At 74.9% G+C, this 26,551-nt stretch carries 24 protein-coding genes; 12 read left to right on the top strand and 12 right to left on the bottom strand.

Going from position 1 to position 26,551, the window contains the following annotated elements; genetic code table 11:
• Positions 1-103: 103 nt before the first annotated feature.
• Positions 104-934 carry an aldo/keto reductase gene (locus ACIF8S_RS28105; RefSeq protein ID WP_400002707.1) on the bottom strand — a complete coding sequence of 277 codons (831 nt, stop codon included), beginning with the start codon at positions 932-934 and terminating at the stop codon, positions 104-106.
• A gap of 185 nt (positions 935-1,119) precedes the next feature.
• Here ACIF8S_RS28105 and ACIF8S_RS28100 point away from each other — a divergent pair, with 185 nt between their 5' ends.
• Positions 1,120-2,094, top strand: coding sequence for a TauD/TfdA dioxygenase family protein (locus ACIF8S_RS28100; protein ID WP_400002705.1), 975 nt, complete (start codon positions 1,120-1,122; stop codon positions 2,092-2,094).
• A gap of 29 nt (positions 2,095-2,123) precedes the next feature.
• Here ACIF8S_RS28100 and ACIF8S_RS28095 read toward each other — a convergent pair whose 3' ends face one another.
• The 3 genes from ACIF8S_RS28095 to ACIF8S_RS28085 all read right to left on the bottom strand — a co-directional run bounded on the left by ACIF8S_RS28095 (position 2,124) and on the right by ACIF8S_RS28085 (position 5,111).
• Positions 2,124-3,629, bottom strand: a complete 1,506-nt coding sequence (locus ACIF8S_RS28095; protein WP_400002704.1) for a metallophosphoesterase family protein — start codon at positions 3,627-3,629, stop codon at positions 2,124-2,126.
• A 77-nt stretch (positions 3,630-3,706) separates the two neighbouring features.
• Positions 3,707-4,474 carry a dienelactone hydrolase family protein gene (locus ACIF8S_RS28090; RefSeq protein ID WP_400002702.1) on the bottom strand — a complete coding sequence of 256 codons (768 nt, stop codon included), beginning with the start codon at positions 4,472-4,474 and terminating at the stop codon, positions 3,707-3,709.
• Positions 4,475-4,490: 16 nt separating this feature from the next.
• Complete coding sequence (locus ACIF8S_RS28085) at positions 4,491-5,111, bottom strand: L-threonylcarbamoyladenylate synthase (protein WP_024887672.1); 621 nt, start codon at positions 5,109-5,111, stop codon at positions 4,491-4,493.
• A 160-nt stretch (positions 5,112-5,271) separates the two neighbouring features.
• On the opposite strand from ACIF8S_RS28085, the gene ACIF8S_RS28080 reads away from it, so the two are divergent.
• The gene (locus ACIF8S_RS28080; RefSeq protein ID WP_400002700.1) at positions 5,272-6,759 is read left to right on the top strand and encodes a helix-turn-helix domain-containing protein; all 1,488 of its coding nucleotides are present in this window, start codon (positions 5,272-5,274) and stop codon (positions 6,757-6,759) included.
• A gap of 579 nt (positions 6,760-7,338) precedes the next feature.
• A complete protein-coding gene (locus ACIF8S_RS28075; protein ID WP_400002698.1) occupies positions 7,339-8,997 on the top strand; it encodes a catalase in 1,659 nt (552 codons plus the stop codon).
• Positions 8,998-9,001: 4 nt separating this feature from the next.
• Here ACIF8S_RS28075 and ACIF8S_RS28070 read toward each other — a convergent pair whose 3' ends face one another.
• Complete coding sequence (locus ACIF8S_RS28070; protein ID WP_400002696.1) at positions 9,002-9,886, bottom strand: fructosamine kinase family protein; 885 nt, start codon at positions 9,884-9,886, stop codon at positions 9,002-9,004.
• A gap of 131 nt (positions 9,887-10,017) precedes the next feature.
• On the opposite strand from ACIF8S_RS28070, the gene ACIF8S_RS28065 reads away from it, so the two are divergent.
• The 3 genes from ACIF8S_RS28065 (at position 10,018) to ACIF8S_RS28055 (ending at position 12,563) form a co-directional block, all read left to right on the top strand.
• On the top strand, positions 10,018-10,341 hold the full coding sequence (locus ACIF8S_RS28065; RefSeq protein ID WP_145828452.1) for a hypothetical protein: 324 nt from the start codon (positions 10,018-10,020) through the stop codon (positions 10,339-10,341).
• Between the two features lie 70 nt (positions 10,342-10,411).
• Positions 10,412-10,945 carry a DoxX family protein gene (locus ACIF8S_RS28060; protein WP_400002694.1) on the top strand — a complete coding sequence of 178 codons (534 nt, stop codon included), beginning with the start codon at positions 10,412-10,414 and terminating at the stop codon, positions 10,943-10,945.
• Between the two features lie 379 nt (positions 10,946-11,324).
• Positions 11,325-12,563 carry an MFS transporter gene (locus ACIF8S_RS28055; RefSeq protein WP_400002738.1) on the top strand — a complete coding sequence of 413 codons (1,239 nt, stop codon included), beginning with the start codon at positions 11,325-11,327 and terminating at the stop codon, positions 12,561-12,563.
• Between the two features lie 406 nt (positions 12,564-12,969).
• Here the strand turns inward: ACIF8S_RS28055 and rfaE2 are convergent, their stop codons facing one another.
• From rfaE2 to ACIF8S_RS28020, 7 genes are all read right to left on the bottom strand, one after another.
• Complete coding sequence (rfaE2, locus tag ACIF8S_RS28050; protein ID WP_400002692.1) at positions 12,970-14,385, bottom strand: D-glycero-beta-D-manno-heptose 1-phosphate adenylyltransferase; 1,416 nt, start codon at positions 14,383-14,385, stop codon at positions 12,970-12,972.
• Positions 14,382-15,008, bottom strand: coding sequence for an SIS domain-containing protein (locus tag ACIF8S_RS28045; RefSeq protein ID WP_400002690.1), 627 nt, complete (start codon positions 15,006-15,008; stop codon positions 14,382-14,384). The genes rfaE2 and ACIF8S_RS28045 overlap by 4 nt, the downstream gene beginning before the upstream one ends.
• 92 nt (positions 15,009-15,100) lie before the next feature.
• The gene (locus tag ACIF8S_RS28040) at positions 15,101-16,348 is read right to left on the bottom strand and encodes a glycosyltransferase (protein WP_400002688.1); all 1,248 of its coding nucleotides are present in this window, start codon (positions 16,346-16,348) and stop codon (positions 15,101-15,103) included.
• A 127-nt stretch (positions 16,349-16,475) separates the two neighbouring features.
• Positions 16,476-17,537, bottom strand: coding sequence for a glycosyltransferase family 2 protein (locus ACIF8S_RS28035; RefSeq protein ID WP_400002686.1), 1,062 nt, complete (start codon positions 17,535-17,537; stop codon positions 16,476-16,478).
• Positions 17,534-19,234, bottom strand: a complete 1,701-nt coding sequence (locus tag ACIF8S_RS28030; RefSeq protein WP_400002684.1) for a carbamoyltransferase — start codon at positions 19,232-19,234, stop codon at positions 17,534-17,536. The genes ACIF8S_RS28035 and ACIF8S_RS28030 overlap by 4 nt, the downstream gene beginning before the upstream one ends.
• Before the next feature lie 77 nt (positions 19,235-19,311).
• A complete protein-coding gene (locus ACIF8S_RS28025; protein ID WP_349796729.1) occupies positions 19,312-20,277 on the bottom strand; it encodes an NAD-dependent epimerase/dehydratase family protein in 966 nt (321 codons plus the stop codon).
• Positions 20,278-20,503: 226 nt separating this feature from the next.
• A complete protein-coding gene (locus ACIF8S_RS28020; RefSeq protein WP_400002682.1) occupies positions 20,504-21,001 on the bottom strand; it encodes a hypothetical protein in 498 nt (165 codons plus the stop codon).
• A gap of 175 nt (positions 21,002-21,176) precedes the next feature.
• On the opposite strand from ACIF8S_RS28020, the gene ACIF8S_RS28015 reads away from it, so the two are divergent.
• The 6 genes from ACIF8S_RS28015 to ACIF8S_RS27990 all read left to right on the top strand — a co-directional run bounded on the left by ACIF8S_RS28015 (position 21,177) and on the right by ACIF8S_RS27990 (position 26,473).
• Positions 21,177-22,424: a cytochrome P450 gene (locus tag ACIF8S_RS28015; protein ID WP_400002680.1), complete on the top strand. Its 1,248-nt coding sequence runs from the start codon at positions 21,177-21,179 to the stop codon at positions 22,422-22,424.
• A 142-nt stretch (positions 22,425-22,566) separates the two neighbouring features.
• Complete coding sequence (locus ACIF8S_RS28010; protein WP_024887656.1) at positions 22,567-22,758, top strand: hypothetical protein; 192 nt, start codon at positions 22,567-22,569, stop codon at positions 22,756-22,758.
• A gap of 22 nt (positions 22,759-22,780) precedes the next feature.
• Complete coding sequence (locus ACIF8S_RS28005; RefSeq protein ID WP_400002678.1) at positions 22,781-23,473, top strand: hypothetical protein; 693 nt, start codon at positions 22,781-22,783, stop codon at positions 23,471-23,473.
• Positions 23,470-24,468, top strand: a complete 999-nt coding sequence (locus tag ACIF8S_RS28000; protein ID WP_400002676.1) for a DUF6895 family protein — start codon at positions 23,470-23,472, stop codon at positions 24,466-24,468. Before ACIF8S_RS28005 ends, ACIF8S_RS28000 begins: the two co-directional genes overlap by 4 nt.
• A complete protein-coding gene (locus ACIF8S_RS27995; RefSeq protein WP_400002674.1) occupies positions 24,465-25,382 on the top strand; it encodes a DUF6895 family protein in 918 nt (305 codons plus the stop codon). Before ACIF8S_RS28000 ends, ACIF8S_RS27995 begins: the two co-directional genes overlap by 4 nt.
• Positions 25,379-26,473: a serine hydrolase domain-containing protein gene (locus tag ACIF8S_RS27990; RefSeq protein WP_400002673.1), complete on the top strand. Its 1,095-nt coding sequence runs from the start codon at positions 25,379-25,381 to the stop codon at positions 26,471-26,473. Before ACIF8S_RS27995 ends, ACIF8S_RS27990 begins: the two co-directional genes overlap by 4 nt.
• Positions 26,474-26,551: the final 78 nt, after the last annotated feature.

Genomic DNA, 26,551 nt, shown 5'->3' with positions numbered 1-26,551 from the left:
CGCGCCGCTCCCTTCCGTCCTCCGACGCGCATCCGCCCCGTCCGTACGGGACGGACGCGCCGCACGTCCGTCCCGTCCGTACGAGCGGCGCCCGGGTACCCGGTCAGAACTCCTCGTGCACATCCGGGTCCCCGCCGATCCGCCGGTGCGCCCGGTCGGAGACGGTCCGCATCTGGGCGTCGTCCAGCTCGAAACCGAAGACGTCCAGGTTGGCGCGCTGCCGCTCGGGGGCGGACGACTTGGGGACGGGCAGCGCGCCCAGCTGGACGTGCCAGCGCAGCACCGCCTGCGCCGGGGTCACGCCGTGCGCGTCGGCGACGGCGGCCACCGCGAGGTCGTCCAGCAGCTGCGACCCGCGGCCCAGCGGGCTCCAGCTCTCGGTGAGCACGCCCTTGTCCGCGTGGTAGGCGCGCAGTTCCTCCTGCGGGAAGAACGGGTGCAGCTCGATCTGGTTGACCGAGGGCAGCACCCCGGTCTCCTTCTCCAGCCGGTCGATGTGGGCCGGCGTGAAGTTGGAGACGCCGATCGACCGGACCAGCCCGTCCTCGCGCAGCTTGATCATCGCCTTCCAGGAGTCGACGTACTTGTCGACGCGGGGGAGCGGCCAGTGGATCAGGTAGAGGTCGACGTACTCCAGGCCGAGCCGGGCCCGGGACTCCTCGAAGGACGCGAGGGTCTCCTCGTAGCCGTGGTGGCGGCCGGGGAGCTTCGTCGTCACGACGATCTCCTCGCGCGGCACGCCGGCCCCGGCCACGGCCCGGCCGACCCCCGTCTCGTTGCGGTAGTTGGCGGCCGTGTCGATCAGGCGGTAACCGGCCTGCAGGGCCCCGGTGACCGCCCGTTCCGCCTCGGCGTCGTCCATCGGCCAGGTGCCCAGGCCCAGGGCGGGGATCGTGGTGCCGTCGTTGAGGCTGTGCTGCGGGATGCTCGTCACGGGAGGGCCCTCCGGTCGCGGTGTGTCGTCCCGTCCAGCGTCGGGCACGACGGGGGCGGTGATCAACCGGGCGGGCCGGGGCGTACCGCCGAGGCCCTGTCGCCAGGGTCCGCTTCCGCTGCCACGATCTTCCCGGGAGCCGGTCCGTCCGGGGCCGGCGGGTACGAGCGACGGAGTGGGGACGCATGACCACGGACAGCGGCGCCGGGACGGACCAGGAGGACGCGGGGAAGGTGGAGGTGCACCCGGCGGCGGGGCACATCGGGGCCGACGTCACCGGGGTGGACCTGGCCGGCGACCTCGACGACGCCACGGTCGCCGGTATCCGGGCGGCGGTACTGCGCTGGAAGGTGGTGTTCTTCCGCGGCCAGCGCCTCGACCACGCCGGGCACGTGGCGCTGGCCCGCCGGTTCGGCGAACCCGTCGTCCTGCCCCGGCGGGGTTCGGCCTCCCCGCCGGACTTCCCCGAGATCGAGACCACCGCCGACCGGCTGGAGCTCGGCGGCCGCTTCGGCATGGACCACGACGAGTGGCTGCGACGGCGCCGCCACACCGTACTCCGCGGCTGGCACTGCGACCACGGCGCCCGGGTCGACCCGCCCGCCGCGACGATCCTGCGCGCCGAGACCGTGCCGCCCTACGGCGGCGACACCACCTGGGCGAACCTGGCCGCCGCCTACGCCGGACTGTCCGCCCCCGTACGGGAGTTCGCCGACCGGCTGCGCGCCGAACACCGGCTGGGCGTCGGCTACCAGCCGCGGCCCGGCGACGACGCCTACCTGCGCCACCTGCTGGACCACCAGACCGCCACCGAGCACCCGCTGGTGCGGGTCCACCCCGAGACGGGGGAGCGGATCCTGTTCGTCAACGGCTACTACGTCGAGCAGATCACCGGCCTGTCCCGCCCGGAGAGCAGGGCGATCCTGGAGATGCTGCTGGAGCAGGCCACCCGGCCCGAGTACACCGTGCGCCTGCGCTGGGAGCCGGGCACCGTGGCGTTCTGGGACAACCGGGCCACCATCCATCTCGCCCCCGGTGACACGGCCCACCTGGACCACCCGCGGATCATGCACCGGGTGATGCTCGCCGGTGACGTCCCCGCCGGCGTCGACGGCCGGCCCTCGCGGCCCCTCACCGGCACCGCGCCGGGCCGCTGGTAGGCCCGCCCCAGGCACGTCACAGGCACGTCTCAGGCCAGCGGGATGGTCACCTCGTCCTCCACGGGCGGGGCGACCTCCTGCGCCCGCTGCCCGGTCGCCGCGTGGCAGCGCAGCCGTATCGCGTCAGGCCCCACGTCGATCCGCAGGAAGGACTTGAAGAACGGCGGGCTGTACGTGGCCGAGCCGGGCGAGAAGAGGGACTGGTACGCCTTGCGCACGGGAAGGCGGAACCGCTTGCCGCGGTCCGGCCGGCGTCCGGTGCCCAGCAGCCCCGCGACCCACCGCATCCGGCGCGTCACCCGGGCCGGCGCGCCCGGCGCGCGGGTCGGTCCGATGCCGAGCCGTTCGGAGATCACCGCCGCCGCCTCCGCCTCGGTCAGCGAGAAGAACCGGCGCAGCCGCGTGCGCCGCCCGTACAGCGCGCTGTAGAAGGCGAGGGAGTCGCCGCGCAGCGGGTAGCAGCGGAAGTCCGCCTCGGTGACCCCGGCGACATCCACCCGGGGGATGGTGTGGGTGGCGTGCGTGAACGCCCCGCCGCCGCCCGCCACCACGTACTGCAGGGTGCGGCCGTCCTCCAGCCGCACCGGGTAGCGCTGGTAGTTGTGGATGTCGCCGCCTATAGCGGCCACGTAGCGGTGCGCCGGGTCGCGGACGATGTCGTCGACGGTGCCGCCGCCGTCGATCGGGCACGGGTGGTGCTCGCCGTCCACGTACAGGGGCGAGCCGGTCACGAGGATCTTCGGGCGCGGATCGCGGGACACCTCCCGCAGCCATGCGCCCTGCTCGGCGTCGATCGTGCCGAGCAGCCCGGTGTCGATGCCGACGATCCGTACCGGACCCGCGTCGATCGCCCAGTACGGTCCCGGCTGCACGGCCCGCTGGGCGGGGGAGGAGCGCAGCTTCCGCGCCTCGTCCAGCAGCGCGCCGTCGCCGGGGCGGGGCCGGTGCCACAACAGGGAGCGCAGCCATGCCCGGCTGAGCGGGCGCGGCGCGGGAGCGGGCGGCAGCGGCAGGGCGTCGTCGCAGAAGACCCGCATGAAGCCGGCCAGGTCCTCGTACCAGTCGTGGTTGCCGGGTATCGCGTAGATCGGCGCCTGGTAGTCCCGGTACGGCCGGAAGAACTTGGGGCCGTAGTCGTCGGCGCTGCCCACCGGGTAGATGACGTCGCTGGCGAGCACGGCGAAGGCGGTGTCCCGCCCCTCCTCCAACAGGCCCGGCACGACCGCGTACTGGGGGTCGCCGCCCTCGCCGGTGTCGCCGATGACGAGGAAGGAGAACCGGTCCGGGTCGTCGCGCCGGACGACCCGGTCGGCGGGCGCCCCGGCCGCCGCACGCTGGGCCGCCCAGCGGGCCCGGACCTCGCCGGTGGGGTCGCCGAACCAGGAGGCCAGCACGCCGTTGCGGGCGGCCCACAGCATGCGCGGGTCCAGCCAGGAGATCTTCTCGGTCTGGCGCGGCATCAGCCGCGCATACTCACCGCGTTCGGAGGCGCCCCAGCCGGCGCCCTCGGCGGTGTCGCGTGAGGAGTCGGACACCGGTGCACCGTAACAACGGTGCCCTCAGGGCGCGGTGGCCGGGGCGCTCGGTCAACCCCTGTGTCGCGCCGCCGTGTTCACGATGCGGGACGGACGGTGCGGTCCAGCAGGCCGAGCAGCTCCGTCCAGTGACGTTCGTCGGCCTTCTCGTCGTAGGACTCCGTGTCGGACTGGGTGAAGCCGTGCCGGGCCCCCGTGTACACCTCGCAGCGGTGCCGGACACCGGCGTCCGTCAGGGCCTGCTCCAGCCGCTCGATCTGCTCCGGCGGCAGGGACGGGTCCTGGTCGGCGTGGCCCAGATACACCTCGGCCGTGATCCGTCCGGCCGCCAGGTGCGGGCTGTCCGGGGCGTCCGTCGCCAGCCGGCCGCCGTGGAAGCCGGCCACCGCGGCCACCCGGTCCGGGAAGGCACCGGCCGCCCGCAGCGCCAGGCCCGCGCCCAGGCAGTAACCGACGAGGGCCGCCGGGCCCCCGGCCGCCTCCGGCCGCCCGGCGAGCCACGCGAGATACGCCCCGGCGTCACCCGTCGACCGCTCCGGCGTCAACTCCTCCAGCGCCGGTGACAGGTGACGGAACACCTCCGCCCGCGCCCCGGCGTCGACGAACGCGGGCACGTCGACCACCGGAGCGGGTCCCCGCCGGTGGAAGAGGTTCGGCACCAGCACCGTGTACCCGGCCGCCGCCAGCCGGTCGGCCGCCTCCCGCACCCGCGGACGCAGACCGAACGCGTCCGTGAAGCAGAGCACCGCCGGCCGGGGCGTGCCGTCCGCACGACACGCCAGGTACGCGTCCGCCGTGCCGTCGTCCGTCGGGACCTGGACCTCGGCCCCCTGCACGTCCGTCATCCGTACGTCCCTCCCGTCACTCGAAGCGCGAGACGTCGCCCGCGCCCACCCGCACGATCTCCGCCTCGCCGCCGGAGAAGTCGATCACCGTGGTCGGTTCGGTGCCGCAGTCGCCGGAGTCCAGCACCGCGTCCACCTCATGGTCGAGGCGGTCCTTGATCTCCCAGCCCTGGGTCATCGGCTCGTCCTCGCCGGGCAGCAGCAGCGTGCTGGACAGCAGCGGCTCGCCGAGCTCCGCCAGCAGCGCCTGGGTGACCACGTGGTCGGGGATGCGTACGCCCACGGTCTTCTTCTTGGGGTGCTGCAGCATGCGCGGCACCTCCTTCGTCGCGGGCAGGATGAACGTGTAGCGGCCCGGCGTCGACGCCTTGACCGCGCGGAAGACGTCGTTGTCGATCCGTACGAACTGGCCGAGCTGCGCGAAGTCCCGGCACACCAGCGTGAAGTGGTGCCGGTCGTCCAGCTTGCGGATGGTGCGGATGCGGTCGGTGCCGGTGCGGCTGCCCAGACGGCAGCCGAGCGCGTAGCAGGAATCCGTGGGGTACGCGATCAGGGCGTCGTCGCGGATGGCGGCGGCGATCTGGCCGATGGTGCGCGGCTGGGGGTTGTCGGGGTGCACGTCGAAGTACTTGGCCATCCACCGAGCTTATGCCGACCGCGGCCCGGCATCGTGCGCACCGGTGCGGCGTCACCCGCAGGAGCACGGGGACCGTCGCGCCGGGATGAGCCACGCCCACGTGTGGGGTAACGTCCCCCGTCCGGACCAAGGAGGCGAGGAAGACGAGGGGAAGGCCGAGGTGACAGGCCGAAAGGACGTGGCGCGGGGGACGACGGAGACCGGCGGGCGCCCCGGCTGGGCGCGCGAACTGCTCGAGCACCTGCGGCCCGCCGGGCGGGACGTCCGCAGGGTCGTCGACTGGCTGGCCGGGGCGGTGCACGCGGAGGTGGCCCTGCGCGACGGCGACGGCGGCCTGCTGGCCGGGACCCCGCTGCCGCTGGACGAGTCCGTCGCCGCCGACGTCGCCTCCGGCCGGATCGCCTCGGCCGCCTGGGACGGCGACGGACGCCACCAGCGCCTGGTACGCGTCGGACACCCCTCGGGGGGCTGCGTGCTCGCCGTGTCCCGCGGGGCGCCGTTCGACCGGGACGCCTCCGACGTCGTCACCCACACCGCCCAGGTGATCGAGGTGCTGCTCACCGTCCACGAGACCCGCGCGGCCGGCGTCCGGCTCCGGCGGGCCACCGCCGACCTGCGGCTGGCCATCCTGCAGTTGCTGATGGTCGAGGACACGGTCTCCGCGCGCCGGGTCGCCTCGGGACTCTGGCCGGGCCTGCTGGACGCCGAGACCGCCTGCGTCTACGTCATGGAGTCCGACCCCGCCGTAAGGGACCGGCTGGCCGCCGAGTGCATCGAGCGCACCCGCGAGGAGGCGCTGGTCGTGCGATGCCCGGCCGTGGACGGCCATGTGATCGTCCTCAGCCCGCGCGAGGCCACGGCCGACGACCTGCGGTCCGTGGCGGAGAGCCACCCGGACACCTTCGTCGGGGGCAGCGTGTGGCAGAGCCTGGCGCGCACCGCCACCGCCTACGGACAGGCCGTCAGCGCCCTGGCCGTGGCCCGTTTCCGGCCCGACAAGACGGCCGTGTACGCCGAGCGCACCCACCCCGAGCGGCTGATGGACCCCGCCGCCCTGCGCACCTGGGCGGCGCGGGTGCTGCGACCGCTCGACGCGCTGCCCCACCACACCCGCGCCGAACTGATCGCCACCACCCGGCTCGGCCTGGAGTTCACCGCCGTCAGCACCGCGAAGATCCTGGGCGTCAGCCGGAACACCGTGCGCGCCCGCATGGACCGCGTGGAGTCCATGCTCGGGGTCGACTTCGACGACGTCACCGTGCGCGCCGTCGTGCACCTGGCGCTGCACACCCAGATCAACCTGCTGGACGGTCAGGGGCCCGCGGGCTCCCGGGGGAGCTCCCGGCGCCTCGCCGAGCTGCTGTCCTCCCCGGGCGTCGCCGGCTGGGCGCGGGGGCTGCTGGACCGGCTGGACCCCGACCCCCGCAACGTCCGCCGCACCCTGCGCACCTGGATCGCCGAGGGCGCCAACGCCGAGCGGGCCGCGCAGACCCTCGGCGTCCACGCCCAGACCGTGCGCGAGCACGTACGCAGCGCCGAACCGGTCCTGGAACGCCAGCTGCTGTCCGCGGGGACCGATCTGTACGAGGTGGCCCTGGCCCATCTGGCGGTCGGCGACCTGGACCGGCCGCCGCTCGCGGGGGAGTGAACCGGGCGTTTCGGACTCACCTGTGCACGGGTGAGTGCCGCGGCCCGCGCAGCGGGCACGGGTGCGATACACAGACCGGTCCCGCGTTGCATAGTTTCGAGCCACGGCGGGGGCACGACCGGAACGGGGGACCGGTCGCGCTCCCGCCTCGTGGTGTGCCCGCCTCCGGGTGGACGCTGAGAGCACCGGCGCGGGGGTGCCCGCCGTGGACGCTCGCCCGCGACGGCGTCGCACTCCTCGGTGCGAAGAAGACCGGCCGGCCTGACCGCTTCCCCGCCCGGCCGTGAAGCCGGCCCTCACCCGCGCTGTCGCCCGCTCCGTCACCCTCCGCCCCGCTCCGGTCGCCGTCCGTGCCGAACGGGGGCAGCATGGCCCTCGTACGCACGCCACCGGCGGGACGTGACCGGTGGCCGGGCGCCCGTTCGTCCGGCCGTCGCCGCGAACGGGTCCACGGACGCGTGAATGACGCCGCGGCGCCGGGTACCCGGGCCGCTCGCCAGGAACCGGCCGACGGCCCGGAGGCAGCCGCGCCCCGGCCCGTCACCGGCCATGAACAGCAGTGCAAGGAGCCCCACGATCATGACGGACGTTTCGAGCCAGGGCCCCGCTACCGGCGACGACCGCAAGGTACTCACCAACCGGCAGGGCCATCCGGTCTACGACAACCAGAACCAGCGCACCGTGGGCTCGCGCGGCCCGGCCACGCTGGAGAACTACCAGTTCCTGGAGAAGATCAGCCACTTCGACCGGGAGCGCATCCCCGAGCGCGTCGTGCACGCCCGCGGCGTCACCGCCTTCGGTTACTTCGAGGCGTACGGCAAGTGGGGCGACGAGCCGATCTCCCGCTACACCCGCGCCAAGCTCTTCCAGGAGGCGGGCAAGCGCACCGACCTCGCCGTCCGCTTCTCCACCGTCATCGGCGGCCGGGACTCCGCCGAGACCGCCCGCGACCCCCGCGGCTTCGCGGTGAAGTTCTACACCGAGGACGGCAACTGGGACCTCGTCGGCAACAACCTGGGCGTCTTCTTCATCCGGGACGCCATCAAGTTCCCGGACGTCATCCACGCCCTCAAGCCCGACCCGGTCACCTTCGAGCAGCAGCCGCGCCGCATCTTCGACTTCATGTCGCAGACCCCCGAGTGCATGCACATGCTGGTCAACCTGTTCAGCCCGCGCGGCATCCCCTCGGACTACCGCCACATGCAGGGCTTCGGCGTGAACACGTACAAGTGGGTCAACGCCGAGGGCGAGACCAAGCTGGTCAAGTACCACTGGATGCCCAAGCAGGGCGTGCGCTCCATGACCGAGGAGGATGCGGCGAACGTCCAGGCGCAGTCCCTCGGCCACGCCACCAAGGACCTCTACGAGGCCGTGGAGCGCGGCGAGTACCCCGAGTGGGAGCTGGTCGTCCAGATGATGGACGACCACGAGCACCCGGAGCTGGACTTCGACCCGCTGGACGACACCAAGACCTGGCCCGAGCAGGACTTCCCGCCGAAGCCGGTGGGCAAGATGGTGCTCAACCGGATGCCGGACAACTTCTTCGCCGAGAACGAGCAGATCTCCTTCGGCACCGGCGTCCTCGTCGACGGCCTGGACTTCTCCGACGACAAGATGCTCGTCGGCCGGACCTTCTCCTACAGCGACACCCAGCGCTACCGGGTCGGCCCCAACTACCTGCAGCTGCCGGTCAACCAGGCCAAGAACGCCGAGGTGCGCACCAACCAGCGCGACGGCCTGATGGCCTACCACCAGGACGGCGGCGGGGAGAACCCGCACGTCAACTACGAGCCGTCGATCACCGGCGGACTGCGCGAGGCCCAGTACCCGACGCACGACGAACAGGGTCCGGAGATCCGGGGCCGCGTCACCCGCAAGCGCATCGAGCGCACCAACGACTACATGCAGGCGGGGCAGCGCTACCTGCTGATGGAGGACTGGGAGCGCGACGACCTGGTCAAGAACTTCATCGGCCAGCTCTCCCAGTGCGACCGCCCGGTCCAGGAGCGCATGGTGTGGCACTTCCTGCTCGTCGAGAACGACCTCGGCCGCCGGGTCGGCGAAGGCCTCGGCATCATGCCGGAGGACGTCGCCCACCTGGAGCCGCTGGCGAGCCAGGACCTCACCGACGACGACCGCAAGCGGCTCGCCAACCTCGGTGACAACCCGCCGCGCGACGTGGAGGGGCTCACCATGACCCACTGCGTCCCCGACGAGCGGCACGTGGTGACCCGCTGAGAGGTCACCGGGACAGCGCCGAGCGGGCCGCGTCGAGCGCCTGCTCGGCGTAGCCCCGCCCGAACAGCACGGCGTGCACCAGCAGCGGGAACAGCTGGTGCACGCCGACGCGTGCGCGCCGGCCGTCCGCCAGGGGCGCCACGTCCTGGTAGCCGTCGAGCACCGCGTCCAGCAGCGGACAGCCGAACAGCTCCAGCATCGCCAGGTCGGTCTCCCGGTGCCCGCCGTGCGCGGCCGGGTCGATCACATGGACCCTCCCGTCGGCGCCCCAGAGCACGTTGCCGTTCCACAGGTCGCCGTGCAGCCGCGCGGGCGGCTCGGCGGGCCCGGCCAGCTGCGGCAGCCGCGCGCACACCCGCTCGACCAGCGCCGCCTCACCGGACGTCACCGTGCCCTGGTCGACCGCCCGGCGCAGATACGGCAGCACCCGGTGCTCCGCGTACCAGCCGGGCCAGTCGTCGCCGGTGACGTTGCGCATCGGGGCCAGCCCGATGAACGCCTCCACCGGTCCGCCCGGCGGCGGTGCCCCGAACCCGGGGGCGCCCGCCGCGTGCAGAGCCGCGAGATCCCGCCCGAAGCGGACCGCCGCCTCCCGGCCGGGCCGGCCCTCCGCCACCCGGTCCAGCACCAGCCACCGGCCCTCGTGGCCGTGCAGCCGCGGCACCGGCGGCGTGCCGGCCGCGGCCAGCCAGCGCAGCCCCGCCGCCTCGGCACGCGCCGCCTCCGCGCCCTCGGTCCGCTTCACGACCACCGGCGGACCGTCGTCCAGGGCGACCTCCGTGAGCGCGCCGGACAGCGCCCGCACACCGGTCACCGCCCGCCCGGTCAGCCGCGCCACCACCTCCCCGGGCCCCTCCGCGGCGGGCGCGGGCGACGACGACAGGGGCATGGGCGGCTCCTCACCTTCGGCACGGTCCGGCCCAGCGTACGAGCCGGGCGCGGCGACGGCCGCTCACGCGGGACGGTGAAAAACCGGCACCGCCCGAGGGAACGGCTCCGTGCCGTGGGAGCACTGGACTTATGACCAGTTCATCGTTCCAGCGCACCCTCATCCTGCCCGCCTCACTCTGCGAACAGGCCGCACAGCACCTGGAGCAGGCCGCCAGGCGGACGGTCGACGGAGCGGGAATCCCGCTGAAGGCGTTCCGCGCGGCCGCCGACAGCGACTACACCCTCCCGGTCTCCGTGGTCGAACAGGCGGCGGGCTGCCTGCTGGTCCTGGCCACCGAGACCGCGCAGAGCGTACGGCCCTCGGTCCTGCGCGCCACCATCGGCGTCGCCCTGTGCCTGCGCGACGCCGTCGAGGCGACCCGTCAGCCCGCCCTCACCACCCGGTTCTGGTGACCGCACGCCGCATGTTCCCCGCCTCTCGGGGAACCCGGCGCACCGCCCCCTCCCACCTCAGGAGTAGGACATGAGTCTGTTGCGCGTCCTCGGCCGGCCCATGCTGGCGTCGATGTTCATCGCGGGCGGGCTGGATTCCGTCCGCCACCCGGATCGCGTCTCCCCCCTCGCCGAGCCCGTCGTACGGCCCGTCGCCGGCCGGGTCTCCCTGGTGCCCGACCGCACCGAGGACTCCGTGCGCCTGAACGGCGCCGTCCAGGTCGTCGGAGGCCTGCTGCTGGCCACCGGACGGCTGTCCCGTCCGGCCGCCCTCGCGGTCGCCCTCACCCTGGTGCCCACGACGCTGGCCGCGCACCGGTTCTGGGAGGAGGAGGACGCCGACCAGAAGGCCCAGCAGCGGATCCACTTCCTGAAGAACCTGTCCATGCTGGGCGGTCTGCTGATCGCCGCGGACGACACCGGCTCCGCCCCCTCGATGCTGTGGCGCGGACGGCACGCCGCCCGCGGCCTCGGCCGTGACGCCCGCGTCGCCCGGCGGGCCTTCAAGGCCGGTGCCGGCCCCGGCGCGGTCGCCGGACGCGCCCGGGCCAAGCTGTCCCACTGACCGTCCCCCGGGGAAGCCCGGGACGGCGGGTGAGGGCCCGGTCGCGAAAAGCGACCGGGCCCTGTTTTCCGCGTTTCAAACCTCTCTGTGAGCAAGCGCACTCGGGCGGCCAAGTGCCGCCGGGTACCGCCTTGTTGACGTCTTCCGCAGCGCACGGTGCGCCCGGTCCGGAAAGGACTCGGGGGTCCCTTCTGCCACGATGGGCCGCGCCCCTTCCGGCGACGGGAACCACCGCGCAGCGTTGCCGGTCTCGGCCTCCCGCGCCCACTCAGCCGAGCCCCCCCGCGGGCTCCTCCCCGAGTAGCGCACCGTGTCTTCCTCCCCCACCTCCGCCCCGGCCGGGTCCCGGTCGCCCTGGCGTTCCCTGCGGCACCGCAGCATGCGCTGGTGGTCCGTGGCGAACTTCGTGTCCAACGCCGGTACGTGGATGCAGCTCACCGTGCAGAACCTGCTGGTCCTCCAGATCACCGGTTCCGCCGCGGCCACGGGTCTGTCCATGTCCGTCCAGGCGGCCCCGGCGCTCCTCATGAGCGTCCTCGGCGGCGCTGCCGTCGACCGCTGGCCGCGGAAGCTGACGGCCGCCGTCAGCCAGGCCCTGCTGGCCGTGATCGCGTTCACCACCGCCACCCTGGTGGCGCTGGACCGGCTCGACATGACCACCCTGATGGTGCTGGCCGCCGTCACCGGCATGGTCGCCACCGTGGACAACCCGGCCTGCGCCCTGCTGGGCAACGACCTCGTCCCCGCCGAGGACGTGCCCTCCGCCATCGGCGTGGGCGCGCTGGTCTTCAACGCGGGCCGGCTCGCGGGCGCCGCCCTCGCCGGTGTGACGGTCGGCTTCCTCGGCACCTCCGCCGCCTACTTCGCCAACGGCTTCTCCTTCCTGTTCGTGACGGCGGTCATCCCGTTCCTGCGCCCGGCGGCGGGCGCGGTACGGCAGGTCGTCGAGCGCGGCCGGCCGGCGGCGTCCACCATGTCCGTCCGCGAGGGGCTGACCTTCTTCGCCCGCCGCCCGCGGCTGCTCGCGCTCGCCGGGGTCACCGGCATCAGCGCGGTGTTCGGCCGCAACTACGGGCTCACGCTCGCCGTCCTCGTCACCGGCCCGCTCGCGGGCGGGGCGGGCGCCTTCGGCACGGTGTCCACCGTCCTCGCGGCCGGCGGCATCGTCGGCGCGGTGCTGGGGGCGCGGCTGCGGCGGCCCTCCGTACGGCTGGTCGGCGCCCTCGCGGCGACCGGTGCGCTGCTCCAGATCGTGGCCGGCCTGTCGCCCTCCCTGGCGGTGCTGTTGGTCCTGGTCCTCCCCATGGCCGTCGTGGAGTCCGTCTCCGACACGGCCGGTACGTCCGTCCTGCAGACCGACCCGCCCGCCCATCTGCGCGGACGCGTGCTGGGCGTGTGGGGCAGCATCGGCACCGTGTGGAGCCTGGGCGGCCCACCGGCCCTCGGCCTCCTGATGGAACTCGCCGGTCCGCGCGGTGCGCTGATCACCGGCGGGGTGGTCATCGCCGTGTCGATCACGGCGGGCCACTTCCTCCACCGCCACCGCACGCCCGCGCCCTCGGTCACACTGCCCACGAAGGACCCGGTCCCCCAGCCGGCCCTGCAAACGGCGGCGTGATCCTCTCCGGACCCGCGGGGAACTGCGCGAACGGCACCCCGGGGAACGGAGCCGCCAAGGCACGCGGTGGCAGACACCCCCAAGGGGCGCGGGGAACTGCGCGAACGGCACCAGGGGAACGGAGCCGTCACGGCACGCGGTGGCAGCTCGCCCTCAAGGGGCGCGGGGAACTGCGCGAACGGCACCCCGGGGAACGGAGCCGTCACGGCACGCGGTGGCAGCTCGCCCTCAAGGGGCGCGGGGAACTGCGCGAACGGCACCCGGGGAACGGAGCCGTCACGGCACGCGGTGGCAGCTCGCCCTCAAGGGGCGCGGGGAACTGCGCGAACGGGAGTCCGAGGTACGGGGCCCTCGAACACACGGTGAACCGGCGTCGCCGGATCCGAGGGCTCCGCCCCCGGGGGCGCTACCCTTCCGTCGGCTTCAGAGCCACCCTCACCGCATCGGCAGCCCGTTGCGCGAGCAGCGTGGTCGAGCGGCCGTCGAGGTACGGGAGCACCACCGCCTGCCCGCCCCACGTACGCAGGACCTCCGCCTCCGGCAGGTCCTGGACGGAGTAGTCGCCGCCCTTGACCCACACGTCGGGACGCAGGCGCCCCAGGATCTCCTCGGGCGTGTCCTCCTCGAAGACCACCACCGCGTCCACGCTGCCCAGCGCGGCCAGCACCTTCGCCCGGTCCGCCGCCGGTGTCAGCGGACGGCCCGGGCCCTTGCGGCGGCTCACGGAGTCGTCGGAGTTCAGGCAGACGATCAGACAGTCGCCGATCCGCCGGGCGCTCTCCAGCAGCCCCACGTGACCCGCGTGCACCAGGTCGAAGCAGCCGCCCGTGGCCACCACCGTCCCGCCGCGCGCCCGTACCGCCCGCGCCAGCTCGAACGCGTCGGCGGCCGGGTCCTGCGCGGGGACCGGCGCGACCGGCGTGTGCCACAGGTCCGGGTTGCCCGCGCCGCCCGCCGCGACGAACGCGGCGGCCTCGGCCACCGCCCGCTGCAACGCCTCCTCCGGCAGCAGCCCGTCCGCCAGCGCGGCGACGGTCGTCGCCGCGAAGCAGTCGCCCGCGCCGCACGGGTCGCCGTCCGCGTGGAAGGGCGCCGGGATCAGCATCGGCGTGCCACCGCCCGGCCGGGTCAGCAGCACCCCGCGGTCGCCCAGCGTCACGGCGACGCCCGCCGCCCGCCAGCGCTCGGCGAGTTCCGTACCGCGTTCGGCGAAGGCACCCAGGGACGCGCCCGACACCCCGGGTGTGCCCGCGCACAGCGCGACCGCCTCGCCCGCGTTGGGCGTGACCAGCCGCGCCCCCGCCACCGGTGTCTCGCCCCTGGGGTGCGGGTCCCACACCAGCGGGGTGCGCCGGGCGACCTCCTCCAGGTGCGGGCGCACCGCGCCGGCGGTGTGCCGGCCGTAGTCCGCGACGAGGACCGCGTGCGCGCCGGCCAGCGCCTCGCGCACCGCCTCGTCCGGCTCGCCCGGCGTGCCGCCGCCCCGGTCGATGCGCACCAGCGGCCGTCCGCCCGCCAGCACCCGCGTCTTCACCGGCAGCGTGCCGTGCAGCGGCAGCTCCAGCAGCCGTACCCGCCCGCTGAGCTGCTGGCGTACGGCCTCGCTGGCGGGGTCGTCGCCGAGCGCGGTCACCAGGACGACGTCCCGGCCGCCACGGGCCGCGAGCGCGGCGGCCAGCCCGGCCCCGCCCGGATGCCGGTGGTCGCCGGTGACGTCGACGACCGGGGCGGGCGCGTCCGGGGCCAGCCGGGTCGCGACGCCCTCGATGTCCTCGTCGAGCAGGACGTCACCCACCACCACCAGCGGCTTGGGACCGGTCATGTCAGCCTCCCGGGAACAGCCGCCACGGCCGGCGCCGGGGGCGCGGACACGGCGGCGTCGAAACACTCGCAGAGCAGGTGCACGGCGACCAGGTGCGTCTCCTGCACGGTCGCGGAGGAGGCGGCCGTCACGCACAGCGCCTCGTCGGCGGCCTCCATCAGCGGGTTCGGTCCCGGCCCGGTGAGCGCCCACACCTGCAGACCGGCGCGGCGGGCCGCCACCGCGGCGGCGATGAGGTTGGAGCTGCGCCCGGAGGTGGACAGCAGCATCAGGACGTCACCGGGACGTCCGTGGGCGTCGACCTGACGGGCGTAGACGTGGTCGAAGCCGTAGTCGTTGCCGATGGCGGTGACGCTGGAGGTCTCCGCGTGCAGCGCGAGCGCCGAGTAGGCGCGCCGCTCGCGCCGGTAGCGGCCGACCAGTTCGGCGGTGAGGTGCTGGGCCTGGGCGGCGCTGCCGCCGTTCCCGGCGGCCAGCAGCCGGCCGCCGCCGGCCAGGACGGTGGCGAGCCGGCCGCCCCAGTCGGCGATCCGGGGCAGACCGTGCCGGCGGAAACCGTCGAGAGCCTCCTGGAGGGACCGGCAGTGCAGACGGGCGGCGTCGAGTGCGGGATTTTCGGTCATGGTGTGTCGGGCGCGCCGCCCTCCGGGGACGGCGACGGCACCCGCACCTCCTTCCAACGTCGGACGTCGGCGGGCCGGTCCTGGCCGGCGGTTCAGCCGGTCCGGGTCACGGCCGGCTCGGTGTCGAGGACCTCGCAGTACGCCGCCTCCGTGGCCGCGGCGACCCGCGGCCATCCGTAACGGCTGAGCACCCGGCGGCGGCCGGCCGCCCCGCGGGCCTCCCGGGCCGCCGGGTCGGCGAGCAGACCCGCCACGGCACGGGCCAGCGCCTCCGGGTCGCCCGGCGGGACCAGCCGCCCGGTGCCCGGGTCGGCGACCGTGTCGAGCTGGCCGCCGACCGCGCTGGCCACCACGGGACGGCCGCAGGCCATGGCCTCCAGCGGGACGATGCCGAAGGGCTCGTAGTCGGCGGGGCACAGCACCACGTCGGCGGAGCGCAGCAGCGCGGGCACCCGCTCCGCGTCCACCCCGCCGAGGAAGCGGACCCGGTCGGCGACCCCGGCGTCCCGGGCGACGCCACGCAGCCGGCGTACCTCCGGGTCGTCGTCGAGCCGGTCCGCCGGGGGACCGCCCGCCACCAGCAGCTCGGTCTCCGGCAGCCGGGCCAGCGCGGCCACCGAGACGGCCGCGCCCTTGCGGGGCACCAGCCGCCCCAGCTGGACCAGCCGGTGGCGGTGCGGGCCGCGCGGCAGGCGCCGGCCGAGCGGGGTGAACCGGTCGGTGTCGACGCCGCACGGCACGACACCGATCCGGTGGGCCGGCACGCCCATCCGGACCAGCTCGGCGATCTCGTCGCGGCAGGTGGCGACGACCCGGTCGCAGCCGAGGCCCACCTCGATCTCACAGCCGATCCGCTCCGGGGGGCTGGTGTCGGCGTCGCCCTGGTGCCGCCGCTTCACCGTGCCCAGCGCGTGGAAGGTGTGCAGCAGCGGCAGGCCCAGTTCCCGGGTCGCGCCCAGCGAGGCCAGCCCGGACATCCAGTAGTGGGAGTGGACCACGTCCGGGGTGCGGGCCCGCCACTCCCGGACCAGCCGGCGCCCGAACTCGTCCATGTACGGCAGCAGCCGGTCCTTGGGGACGGGCTCGGCGGGCCCGGCGGTCACGTGGTGCACCTCCACGCGCTCGCTCAGCCGCACCCGGTCCGGCAGCCCGGGCGCGTCGCGGCGCGTGTGCACCGTGACCCGGTGTCCCCGGTCGGCGAGCGCCGTGGCCAGGGCGGCGACGTGGACGTTCTGTCCGCCGGCGTCCACCCCGCCGAGGGCGGCGAGGGGACTCGCGTGCTCCGAGACGAGCGCGACGGACAGCACGCCGGGGGGGACTGGGGCGAAGTCCGCGGTCATGGGCTCACCTCCGTGATCGGTCGCGGCGGGGATGCGGACACCACCGCCCGCGGATCGGGTTCCGGCCGCGGGTGCGGCCGGGAGCGTGCCGGCGACGGACCGTCGCGGGCCGGGGACGGTCGCCGGGTCATGTGGGGAGCCGTTCGCCGGACGGCGCGGCCGGCGCCTGGGCCTGGTGCGCGGCCCGGTGCCGGTGCGCCGAGGCGGCGCGGTGCAGGATCTGCCCGCGCAGCCAGTGCCAGGTGGCGGCCGCCGGGACGAGGGTGCTGGTGAGCGCCATGGTGACGATCTCGTCCCGGGTGCGCGGGCCGGGAAGGATCCGGGCGAGCGCGAACTCGGCGGTGCCCGCCAGCCAGCCGGCGGCGCAGACGGACGCCGCCCGCGGGTGCCCGGTCAGCGCGCACACCGCCGCGGCGGTCCCGGCCGAGGCCGTCGCCAGGTGCAGGGGAAGACGGCCGCGCGGCGCGTCGGCCCGCCGCCACCAGTCGCGGCCGTGCAGCCGGGTCATCAGCACGTCGTCCGCGTTGCCCGCCTGGAGCCGCACGGAGACCATCCGGTCCGCCGGCCGCACCGGATGGGTGGTGGTGCGCCGCCCCTCCGCCAGCGTCCAGCCGGCGTCGAGCATCCGCAGCGCCAGGTCGGCGTCCTCCCGGAAGGCCCTGCGGAACCGTTCGTCGAAGCCGCCGACGGCCTCCAGGGCACGGCGCCGGTACGCCATGTCGGCGGTGATCCAGCGGGCCGTGGCCAGCCCGGCGACATTGCGTTCCCAGTCGGTGGGCGCCCGGTCCGCGGGCAGCGGCACCTCGATCCGGGCGGTGATCCCGGCGGTCGCGACGCTCGCCCCGGCGAGGTCGAGCGCCAGGTCGTCGGCCCAGGTGGGGCCGGGGACCACGTCGTCGTCGAGGAAGACGATCCACGGCGCGTCCCCGGCGGCCCGCAGGCCGGTGTTGCGGGCGGTGGCCGGACCGCGCGCCTTGCCGGGCACCACGACGGTGCGGGAGCGCAGGGACGGCGGGACGGCCGCGGTCAGCGGTACGGCCGGGTCCCGGCGGTCGTCCACCAGCACGACGCGGGCCGGGAGCGGCCCGTCCGACTCGGCCAGCGCCCGCAGACACGGGGCGAGGGAGGCGCGGCCCAGCGTCGGCACGACCACCGCGTACTCCCCGGCGGGAGCGGCCGGCCTGGTCATCGCGGGTCCCCTTCCTCGAGGGAGCCGCCCGTGCCGTCGGTGTCGCCCCTGTCGCCGGTGGCGAAGAGCGTGCCGCGCCGGACCGCGTACGGGCCGATCGCCAGCAGGTCCACGGGGGAGGAGCCGAAACACTCCAGGGCGTCGCGCGGGTCGTCCACCATGGGCCGACCCGCCGTGTTGAGGCTGGTGTTGACGACGACGGGCAGCCCGGTCAGCCGCTCGAACTCGCGCAGCATCCGCGCCAGCAGCGGCTGGCGCGCCGGGTCGACCGTCTGGATGCGGGCGGTGCCGTCGACGTGCACCACGGCGGGCACGCGGTCCCGCCAGGCGGGCGCCACGTCGTGCACGAACAGCATGTACGGGCTCGGCAGCGGCCCGTCGAAGATCTCCGCCGCCCGGTCGGCGAGCACCATCGGCGCGACCGGCCGGAACTGCTCGCGGCCCTTGACGTCGTTGAGCCGCTCCAGGTTCCCGGCGTGCCCGGGGTGGGCGAGCAGCGAACGGTGGCCGAGCGCCCGGGGGCCGTACTCGCCGCGCCCCTGGAACCAGGCCACGATGCCGTTGTCCGCCAGCGCCCTGGCCACGGTGACGGCGATGTCCGCGGGCTTCTCGCAGGGCACGGCGGCCGTCTTGAGCCACGCGCCCAGTTCCGCGTCGGACCAGTCCCGGCCGAGGTCGGCGCCCGTCATGGCCTCCGGCGCGTCACCGGCGCCGGCGGACAGCAGCAGGGCGCCGCCCAGGGCGGTCCCCGCGTCCCCGGCCGCGGGCTGCACCCATACCCGGGAGAAGGGGCCCTCCCGCGCGATCCGGGAGTTGGCGACGCAGTTCAGCGCCACACCCCCGGCGAGGGTCAGCACGGAGTCGTGGGTACGGCCGTGCAGCCAGCGCACCAGGTCCAGCAGCGTCTCCTCCAGCACGGCCTGCGCGCTCGCGGCGACGTCGGCGTGGTCCTGGGTCCACGGCTCGTCGGGGCCGCGCGGGGCGCACAGGTCGGCCCAGGGCACCCCGGTGGCGTGGAAGCCGCCGTCGCCGGTCGGATACACGTACCGGCGCAGTTCGGACAGCATGCGCGGGGTGCCGTGGGAGGCGAGCGCCATCACCTTGAACTCGTCGGAGGAGCGCAGGAAGCCGAGGTGCTCGGTGAGTTCCTCGTAGACCAGGCCCAGCGAGTGGGGGAGGTCCTGCGCGCGCAGCGGTTCGAGGCGGGCGCCCACGCGGCGCGCGGCGAGGTGCGAGGCGCGTTCGCCGCGGCCGTCCAGCACCAGCACCGAGCAGCTCTCGGCGTCCGGGGCGGCGTACGCGCCGGAGGCGGCGTGCGCCATGTGGTGCGGCACGAAGCGGACGGCCTCGGGGTCGAGGCCGGGCAGCGCGGTGCGCAGGAAGCCCGGCGCCTCCCGCGCGTAGGTGAGCCGCAGGTGGTCCCAGGGGTCGTCGAGACCCATCGCGTCGGCGGGCCGGGCGAGCGCCGGGTCGAAGGAGTAGGCGACCGCGTCGAGGTCCTGGGGCCGCAGCCCGGCCCGCTTCAGGCACCAGGCGGCGGCCTTCTCGGGCAGCTCCCAGGCGGAGAAGGGCAGCGGGCGCTTGCCGTGCTTGCGCCGGGAGAACCGCTCCTCCTCCGCGGCGGCGACGGTACGGCCGTCGATCACCAGGGCGGCCGCGGGGTCGTGGAACAGGGCGTTGATGCCGAGGATGCGCATGGCGGACGGACCTTTCGCGGATCGGGGCGGCGGCCGTGCGGGCCGCCGGGTCCTTGAGGCCGGCGGGGGAGGACGGCTCAGGTGCCGGTTCCCTCGGCCCGGAACCAGTCGATCGTGCGGCGCAGACCCTCCTCGGTGCCCACCAGCGGCTCCCAGCCGAGCTTGTCGCGGGCCAGCGTGATGTCGGGGCAGCGCACGGCCGGGTCGTCCACCGGGCGCTCGATGTAGCGGACGTCGGAGGACGAACCGGCGAGCGCCACCACGAGGCGGGCCAGGGCGAGCATGCTGATCTCGGCCGGGTTGCCGATGTTGACGGGGCCGCGCATGCCGTGGGCGGCCGCCGCGAGGATGCCGGCCACGGTGTCGTCGACGTAGCACAGCGACCGCGTCTGCCGGCCGTCGCCGGTCACGGTGAGGGGCTCGCCCGCCAGCGCCTGCCGGACGAAGGTGGGCACGGCCCGGCCGTCGTGGCCGCGCATCCGGGGGCCGTAGGTGTTGAACAGCCGCACGATGCAGGTGTCGGTGCCGTGGGTCTCCGCGTGGGCGGTGGTCAGCGCCTCGCCGAAGCGCTTGGCCTCGTCGTAGACGCTGCGCGGGCCGACCGGGTTGACGTTGCCCCAGTACCGCTCGTCCTGCGGGCTCTGCTGCGGGTCGCCGTACACCTCGGACGTCGACGCCAGCACGAACCGGGCCTCCGACTCGTGGGCGAGGGCCAGGGCGTTGCGGGTGCCGAGGCTGCCGGTCTCCATGGTGTGCAGCGGCAGCCGCAGATAGTCCGCGGGGGAGGCGGGGGAGGCGAAGTGCAGGACGAGGTCGGGGCGCCGGTTCACCGGCAGCTCCTCGGACACGTCGGCCTGGACGAGGGTGAACCCCGGACGGTCGAGCAGCGGGGCGATGTTCTCGGGGCGCCCGGTGCTCAGGTCGTCCACGCAGGTCACGGCCGCTCCCGCGTCGAGCAGGGCGGTGCACAGATGGGAGCCGACGAATCCGGCGCCGCCGGTGACGACGGCGTGCTCCCACTTCCGGGATATGGGGCTACTCATGCCCCATACCCTCACCCGCACGGCGGGCAACGGCACGGTCGCCTACTGCAGTCGGGTGAACCACCCACGGTGAGCCCCCCGCCCACACCGGACACCGGGCCGGTCCCGTGCGGTCGTGGGTCCCGGACGGGCCCCGCCCGCGACCAGGGGAAAGCCGCGCGGCTTCCGCCCGCCGAAGCCGGCCGGGCCCCGGCGGCCTCCCCGGGTGGTGTCGCGGAGCGGACGGTCAGGCCGCGAGGGCCTCGTTCGGGTCCAGGCGGGACAGGAGGGAAGTGCGGTGGAGGTGGGTGATCGGGGTGAGGAGGTCCGGGTGGCGGAGCAGGGCCGCCGCCCTGACGTCCGTGGCGTCGGGGGCGAGCAGCCGGCGGTACTCACCGGCGCCCCCGCCCAGTGCGGCCACCGCCCGGGCCGCCAGTCCGGCGTCGGACAGCAGGCAGGCCGCCCAGCTGGCCACCACCTCGTCGACCCAGGAGCGCCACGGTTCGCCCTCGTGGTCGTCGGCCCCGGTGATCCGGTCCAGCGCGCCCGATCCGCCCGGGCCCGCGAGTCCCACCAGCTCCGCGTCCATCGCGGTCGGGTACCGCAGCCGTGCCGCGACCGTCACCGCCTGCCGTGCCTGGATCTCGCACAGGGCGGCGGACAGGGCCCCGCCGTGCGCGGGGAAGGAACGGATCAGCCACTGCGCGGTGGCCGTGATGACGGGGGAGAGACGCGTTGCGGGCACTACGGGTCCGTCCGAATCGGGGAGGAAAGGAGAGGACGCCAGCACCGTAGTCCGCACTTCCGCGCCCTCGAAGTGACCCGGGTCTCGTTCGGGGCGTGGTCTGTGCCACGCCCCGAACGGGTGTGACGCCCGCTGCCCGGAGTGTCCGGGAAGGGCGGGCGGGCACCCGACGGCCATGGACGTACTCAGCCGCCCCTTGATCGACCGCACGCTCCCGCTCCTCGCCGAGGGCTACGCCTGGCTCCCCAACCGGATGCGTGACGCCGCCGGCTCCGTGGTCCGCACCCGCATCATGGGCCGCCCGGCCCTCGCCCTGCGCGGGCCGGACGCGGTGCGGTTCTTCTACGACGAGCGGAACGTGCACCGGCACCGCGCGATCCCCGAGCCGATCCTCGGCACGCTCTTCGGTCACGGGGCCGTGCACACCCTCGACGGCGCCGCCCACCGGGCCCGCAAGGAACTGTTCCTCCCGCTGCTGGACCCCGCCGCCGTGTCGGGTCTGACGGACCATGTCGTCGCCGCCTGGGACGAGGCCGTACCGGAATGGAGCCGGCGCGACAGCGTGGTGCTGTTCGACGAGGCGGCCACGGTGCTCACCCGCGGCGTGCACCGCTGGACCGGCATACCGCTGGACGACGGCGACGCCGCGGCGACCGCCCGGGACATGACGGCGATGGTGGACGGCTTCGCCACCGCCGGACCACGTCATCTGAGGGCCCGGCGGGCCCGCGGCCGTCAGGAGGAGCGGCTGGCCCGGCTGGTGCGCGACGTCCGCACCGGCCAGGTGACCGCGCCCGCGGGGTCGGTGCTGGAGCGGGTGTGCGGGCACCGCGACCTCGACGGCGAACCGCTCGACGAGAAGACCGGCGCCGTCGAACTGCTCAACGTGGTCCGCCCGACGACCGCCCTCGCGTGGTTCGTCGCCTTCGCGGCGCACGCCCTGCACCGCTGGCCCGAGAACCGCGTGCCCCTGGCGGACGGTGACGTCGCGTTCGCGACCGCCTTCGCCCACGAGGTGCGCCGCTTCTATCCGTTCGTGCCGTTCCTCGGCGGCCTCGCCGCCCGCGACCTGTTCTGGCGGGGCGCCTGGGTGCCCGCCGGGGGACTGGTGGTGCTCGACGTGTACGGGCAGAACCACGACGAGGCGCTGTGGGGCGACCCGTACGCCTTCCGGCCGCGGCGCTTCCTCGAACGGCCCGCGGCGCGCGACGAACTGATCCCGCAGGGCGGGGGCGACCCGGCGGCGGGCCACCGCTGCCCCGGAGAGGGCCTCACCGTCGGCCTGTTGGAGGCGCTCGCGGGGCAACTCGCCCGTATGGAGTACACGGTTCCGGAGCAGAATCTGGCCATCTCGCTGCACCGTGTCCCGACCCTCCCGCACAGCGGTGTCGTCCTTGCGGGCGTTGGCCGGGTCGCCGGTTGACGGGCCCTCGCTCCCTGCTCCCGTGGCCCCCCTGCATGTTGAAGAAGTGACGAAAGTAAGTATGAGAAAAGTGGCGTGATTTGTCCGATTCGGGTGATTCTGAAATGGAAGGTACTTCGCTACGCCTCAGGGAGATGGTGTTATGCGTCCCGACGAGAAGGTCCTCGAGAAGGAACTCACCGGAGTCCAGACCGCCGACATCGAAGCGGCCCTCGACCCGGTCGAGGCCGACGGCGTCTACCGCGACAGCCGGCAGTGCGCCGCCCTGGCTCTCCTCTCCGGTGCGACCAAGCTGCTGCTGTCGCCGCCGACCCCGCGCCCGAAGAAGGGCTGAACGGATCGACGGGAGTAGTCGAATGGAGCAGTCAGGCACTTCGACCCGCTTGCAGGCCGCAGTGCAGGACCTCGCTTCCGGTGTGGTCTCCGCCCTCAGGGGCGGGGACCACGCTCACGTGGTCCCCCAGGCGGGGGCCGACGGGGAAGCGGGAGACCTCGCACTGGCCGCCGTACGCGTCCTGGGAGCGGACGCGTTGCTGCCGGGCCTCCTGTCGCACACTCCGCCCGACCTGGCGGAGCTGGCCGTCTTCCGCAAGGCGGTCGAGGCGTACCCGCCCCGCGCGGACGCCGCACCCACCGTCAGATGGAGCCACTGGGCGATGGCCCGCACTCTGCGCCGGGCCGACCCCTCGGCCGCCGGAGCGCCGGACGAGCCCGGCACCACCTGGCTCGACGGGGCGACCTGGCAGGTCCTCACCCACCAACTCGCCGTCCTGGCGCCCCTCGCGGTCCCCGGAGAGGACTGCGCGGTGAGCCGCCTGGCGGAGCGCCGGCCCGTGGACGTCGCCCGCGGGTTCGTCCGCGCGGTGCGCCGCCGGGACTGGCGGCAGGCCGCCGGCGCGGGCCGCTGGCTGACCCTGCTGCCCGGCGTGCCGGACACCGTGGGCCTCGACTCCGGACTGGACTTCGTGGAACTGATGGGCGGACAGGACCCGCTCGTCGCCCTCCAGGTGCACGCCGCCCGGCGGATGCGGACCGGAGCACGCGGGTGACCGCCCCGCCCGGCACCGCGGAGGGTCTCCGCACCGTCGCCGAGGACGCGCTGGCCTGGGTGGACTCCCGCAGGCCCGGCTTCGCCCTCGGCGACGACGCGCTCGCCGTCGACGGCGAGGTCGACCGCAGCTGGAAACCGCTCGGCGAACTCGCCCAGGTCTGCGCGACCGTCGTCCGGCTCACGGACCCCTCCGACCCGCTGCACGCGCGCGCCCGCGGACTGCTGGACTTCGCCTGGCAGGAGACGCACGAGGGCGAACTGTTCCTCCGGCTGCAACGCCTGGAGCCGTTCGCCACCTACCCGTTGGAGGTGTACGCCGCCCTCGCCTCGGCCGGGCTGCGGCACCCCGCCTTCGAACAGGCGGCCGCGGTGGTGGCGCGCACCCGCGGCTGGCGGCTCACCGAACAGGATCCGACACGACGGCTCGGCGTGCTGCGCGCCGAGGAGTGCTGCGGCATCCACCGCTTCGGGCAGGCACCACCGGACCTGCCGCAGACCTGGCTCGGCGGACTGCCCGAGCCGTGGACCTTCGGCCGCGACGCCGGATACGCCCTCACCCACGTCGTGTTCCACCTCAGCGACTGGGGGCGCGACGCCGCCGCCATGCCCCCGGACCTCGTCGCCTATCTGACGGACTGGCTGCCGCCCTGGCTCGACACCTGCCTGGAGGCCGGGATGTGGGACCTCGGCGGCGAACTCCTCGCCGTGTCCGCCGTCGTGGCCCGGACGACCGGCGAGGAGGCGCCCGTCGACGCCTGGCAGCGCCTGGTCGCCGCCCGCGGCCCGTCCGGCGAGATCCCCCTGGACGACCGGGACCTCGGCGCCCTCGGCGCGAGGCCCGGTGACGGGGGCGGCGACCGCTACTTCCTGCACCACTACCACTCCACCCTCATGGCCGCCTTCGCGGCGGTCCTGGCCGGTGCCCGCCCGGACGCCCCGCCCGCCGGAGCCGTGACGGGGCAGCGGCCCGACGGACAAGGAGCGCCGGCATGACCGACACCCGTCTCGTCCACAGCGTCGGTGTCGGCGCCATGGAATGGCTCTGGGCGCACCGCGACGGCTTCCGGCTGGAGCCCGAGGTGGACCCGGAAGTGGGCTTCCTCGAACGCTTCAAGCCGGTCGGTGAACTCGCGCTCGTCTGCAAGGTGCTCTTCCGCGAGGGCGTGTCCGGCTCCCGGCAGGCGGACCTGGCCCGCAAACTGCTCGACCACATCTGGCGCGAGACCCTGGACGGCGGCACCATGCTGGTTCGCGGCCAGCGCACCGAACCGGCCTCCCCGATCCCCTTCGAGGTCTACCTGCCGTTCCGCGAACTCGGCTACAGCCAGCCCGAGCTGGAACAGCACGTGGTGCTGAACAACCGCCTGGACAGCTGGTTCGCCTTCGAGACCACCCCCACCCGGCGGCTCGGACTGTCCTCGTTCCAGCGGCGCTTCGGCCTCACCCCCCGACCGGCGGAGTCCGAGGCCCTGCGCTTCACCTGGCTGGCCCGCACCCCCGAACCCTGGACCGTCGAGGGCCACATCGCCTACGACATCACGCACTGCGTGTTCCACCTCACCGACTGGGGCGAGAACCCCGGCGGGCTGCCCGAGGACATCGCCGCGTACCTGGCGACCTGGCTGCCCGCGTGGATCGACGACTGGCTGGACCTGCAACGCTGGGACCTGCTCGGCGAACTCCTCGTCGTCGACGCCTGCCTGCCCCGCCCCACCCTCGACGAGACGGCCTGGCGCGCGTTCGCCGCCGCCCAGCAGCCCGACGGCGCCATGCCCGCCATCCGCGACATGCCCGAGGGTGACGAGGAAGCCGTCTTCGACGTCGTGTACCACTCCACCCTGGTCGCCGCGTTCGCCTCGGTCCTGGCCACCTCCCGCGCCCTGACCGAGCTCGTCCAGGCCTCATGACGACGGCGTACCGCACCTCCTGGCCGGGCCCGCCCACCGACCGGGAGGACGGGCCGCCTCAGAGCGCGGACAGCCCTGCCCAGGACACGCGATGGACGGAGCGGCTGGCCGAGGCGGTCACCGCGGCCGACGCCCCGGACGTCGTGTTCGCGCTCTCCCGCCACGGCCGCCGCACCGTGGTCACCGGCGGGACCGCCGAGCCGTCGGGGCGCCCCCGCGACCGGCTGCGCTACGAGATCGGCTCGGCCACCAAGGCGTACACCGGACTGCTGCTGGCCCACCTGGTGGACAGCGGCCGGCTCACCGGCGGCGAACCGGCCGCCGCCCTCCTCGGCGCCCGGCGCCCGCCCGGCACCACGCCGGTCATCCTCGCGCACCTCGTCACCCACACCGCCGGACTGCCCGCGCTCCCTGCCGGCTTCTACCCCCGCGCCCTGCCCGCCTGGCGCACCAACCCGTACGGCCGCTACCCCGACGCCCGCGTCGTCGACGCCTTCCTGCGGTACCGCCCCCGGCACCGCCCCGGCACCCGCTGGCGCTACTCCAACTTCGGCGTCGCCGTCCTCGGGCACGCCCTCGGCGCCGCCACCGGAACCGACTGGCAGGACCTGCTCGCCGGCCATGTGCTCGCACCCCTCGCCCTCCACGACACCGCCCCGCACCCCGCCACCGACGGACACGACGCCGCCGGGCACGGCAAGGACGGCACGGGCACGCTGCCCGCCTTCGACCCGGGCGGCTTCCGGGCGGCCGGCGCGGTCCGGGCCACCCCGCACGACCTGCTCACCTTCCTCGAAGCCCATCTCGACCCCGGCCGCTGCCCCCGACTGGCGGGCGCGCTGCGCGCCGTACGCACGCCCGTCCTGCGGCGGGGCGTCGGGCACCGGCACGTGCACACCGTCGCCTGGTTCCGGCACCCGGCCGACGGCGGCCCCCTGTACTTCCACAGCGGGGCCACCCTCGGGCAGCAGGCGTTCCTCGGATTCCGCCCCGACACCGGAACCGCGCTGGCCGCGGTGTGCACCCGCCGGTTCCGCTCCCACGACCCGTTCCTCGCCACCGCCTATGCGCTGCTCGCCGAACAGCCCTGACCCGCACCGCCGGTGACGGCGACGACGGCGCACGGCACACGGTGCACGGCGTACGGCGTCGGCCGCGGCCGGGGGCCG

Origin of the sequence: Streptomyces sp. NPDC085937, assembly GCF_044540535.1 — a bacterium.
In the GTDB taxonomy this organism is placed as follows: Bacteria; Actinomycetota; Actinomycetes; order Streptomycetales; family Streptomycetaceae; genus Streptomyces.
Note: the sequence above shows the minus strand (reverse complement) of the source record. Positions and strands in the feature narration are given on the sequence as shown.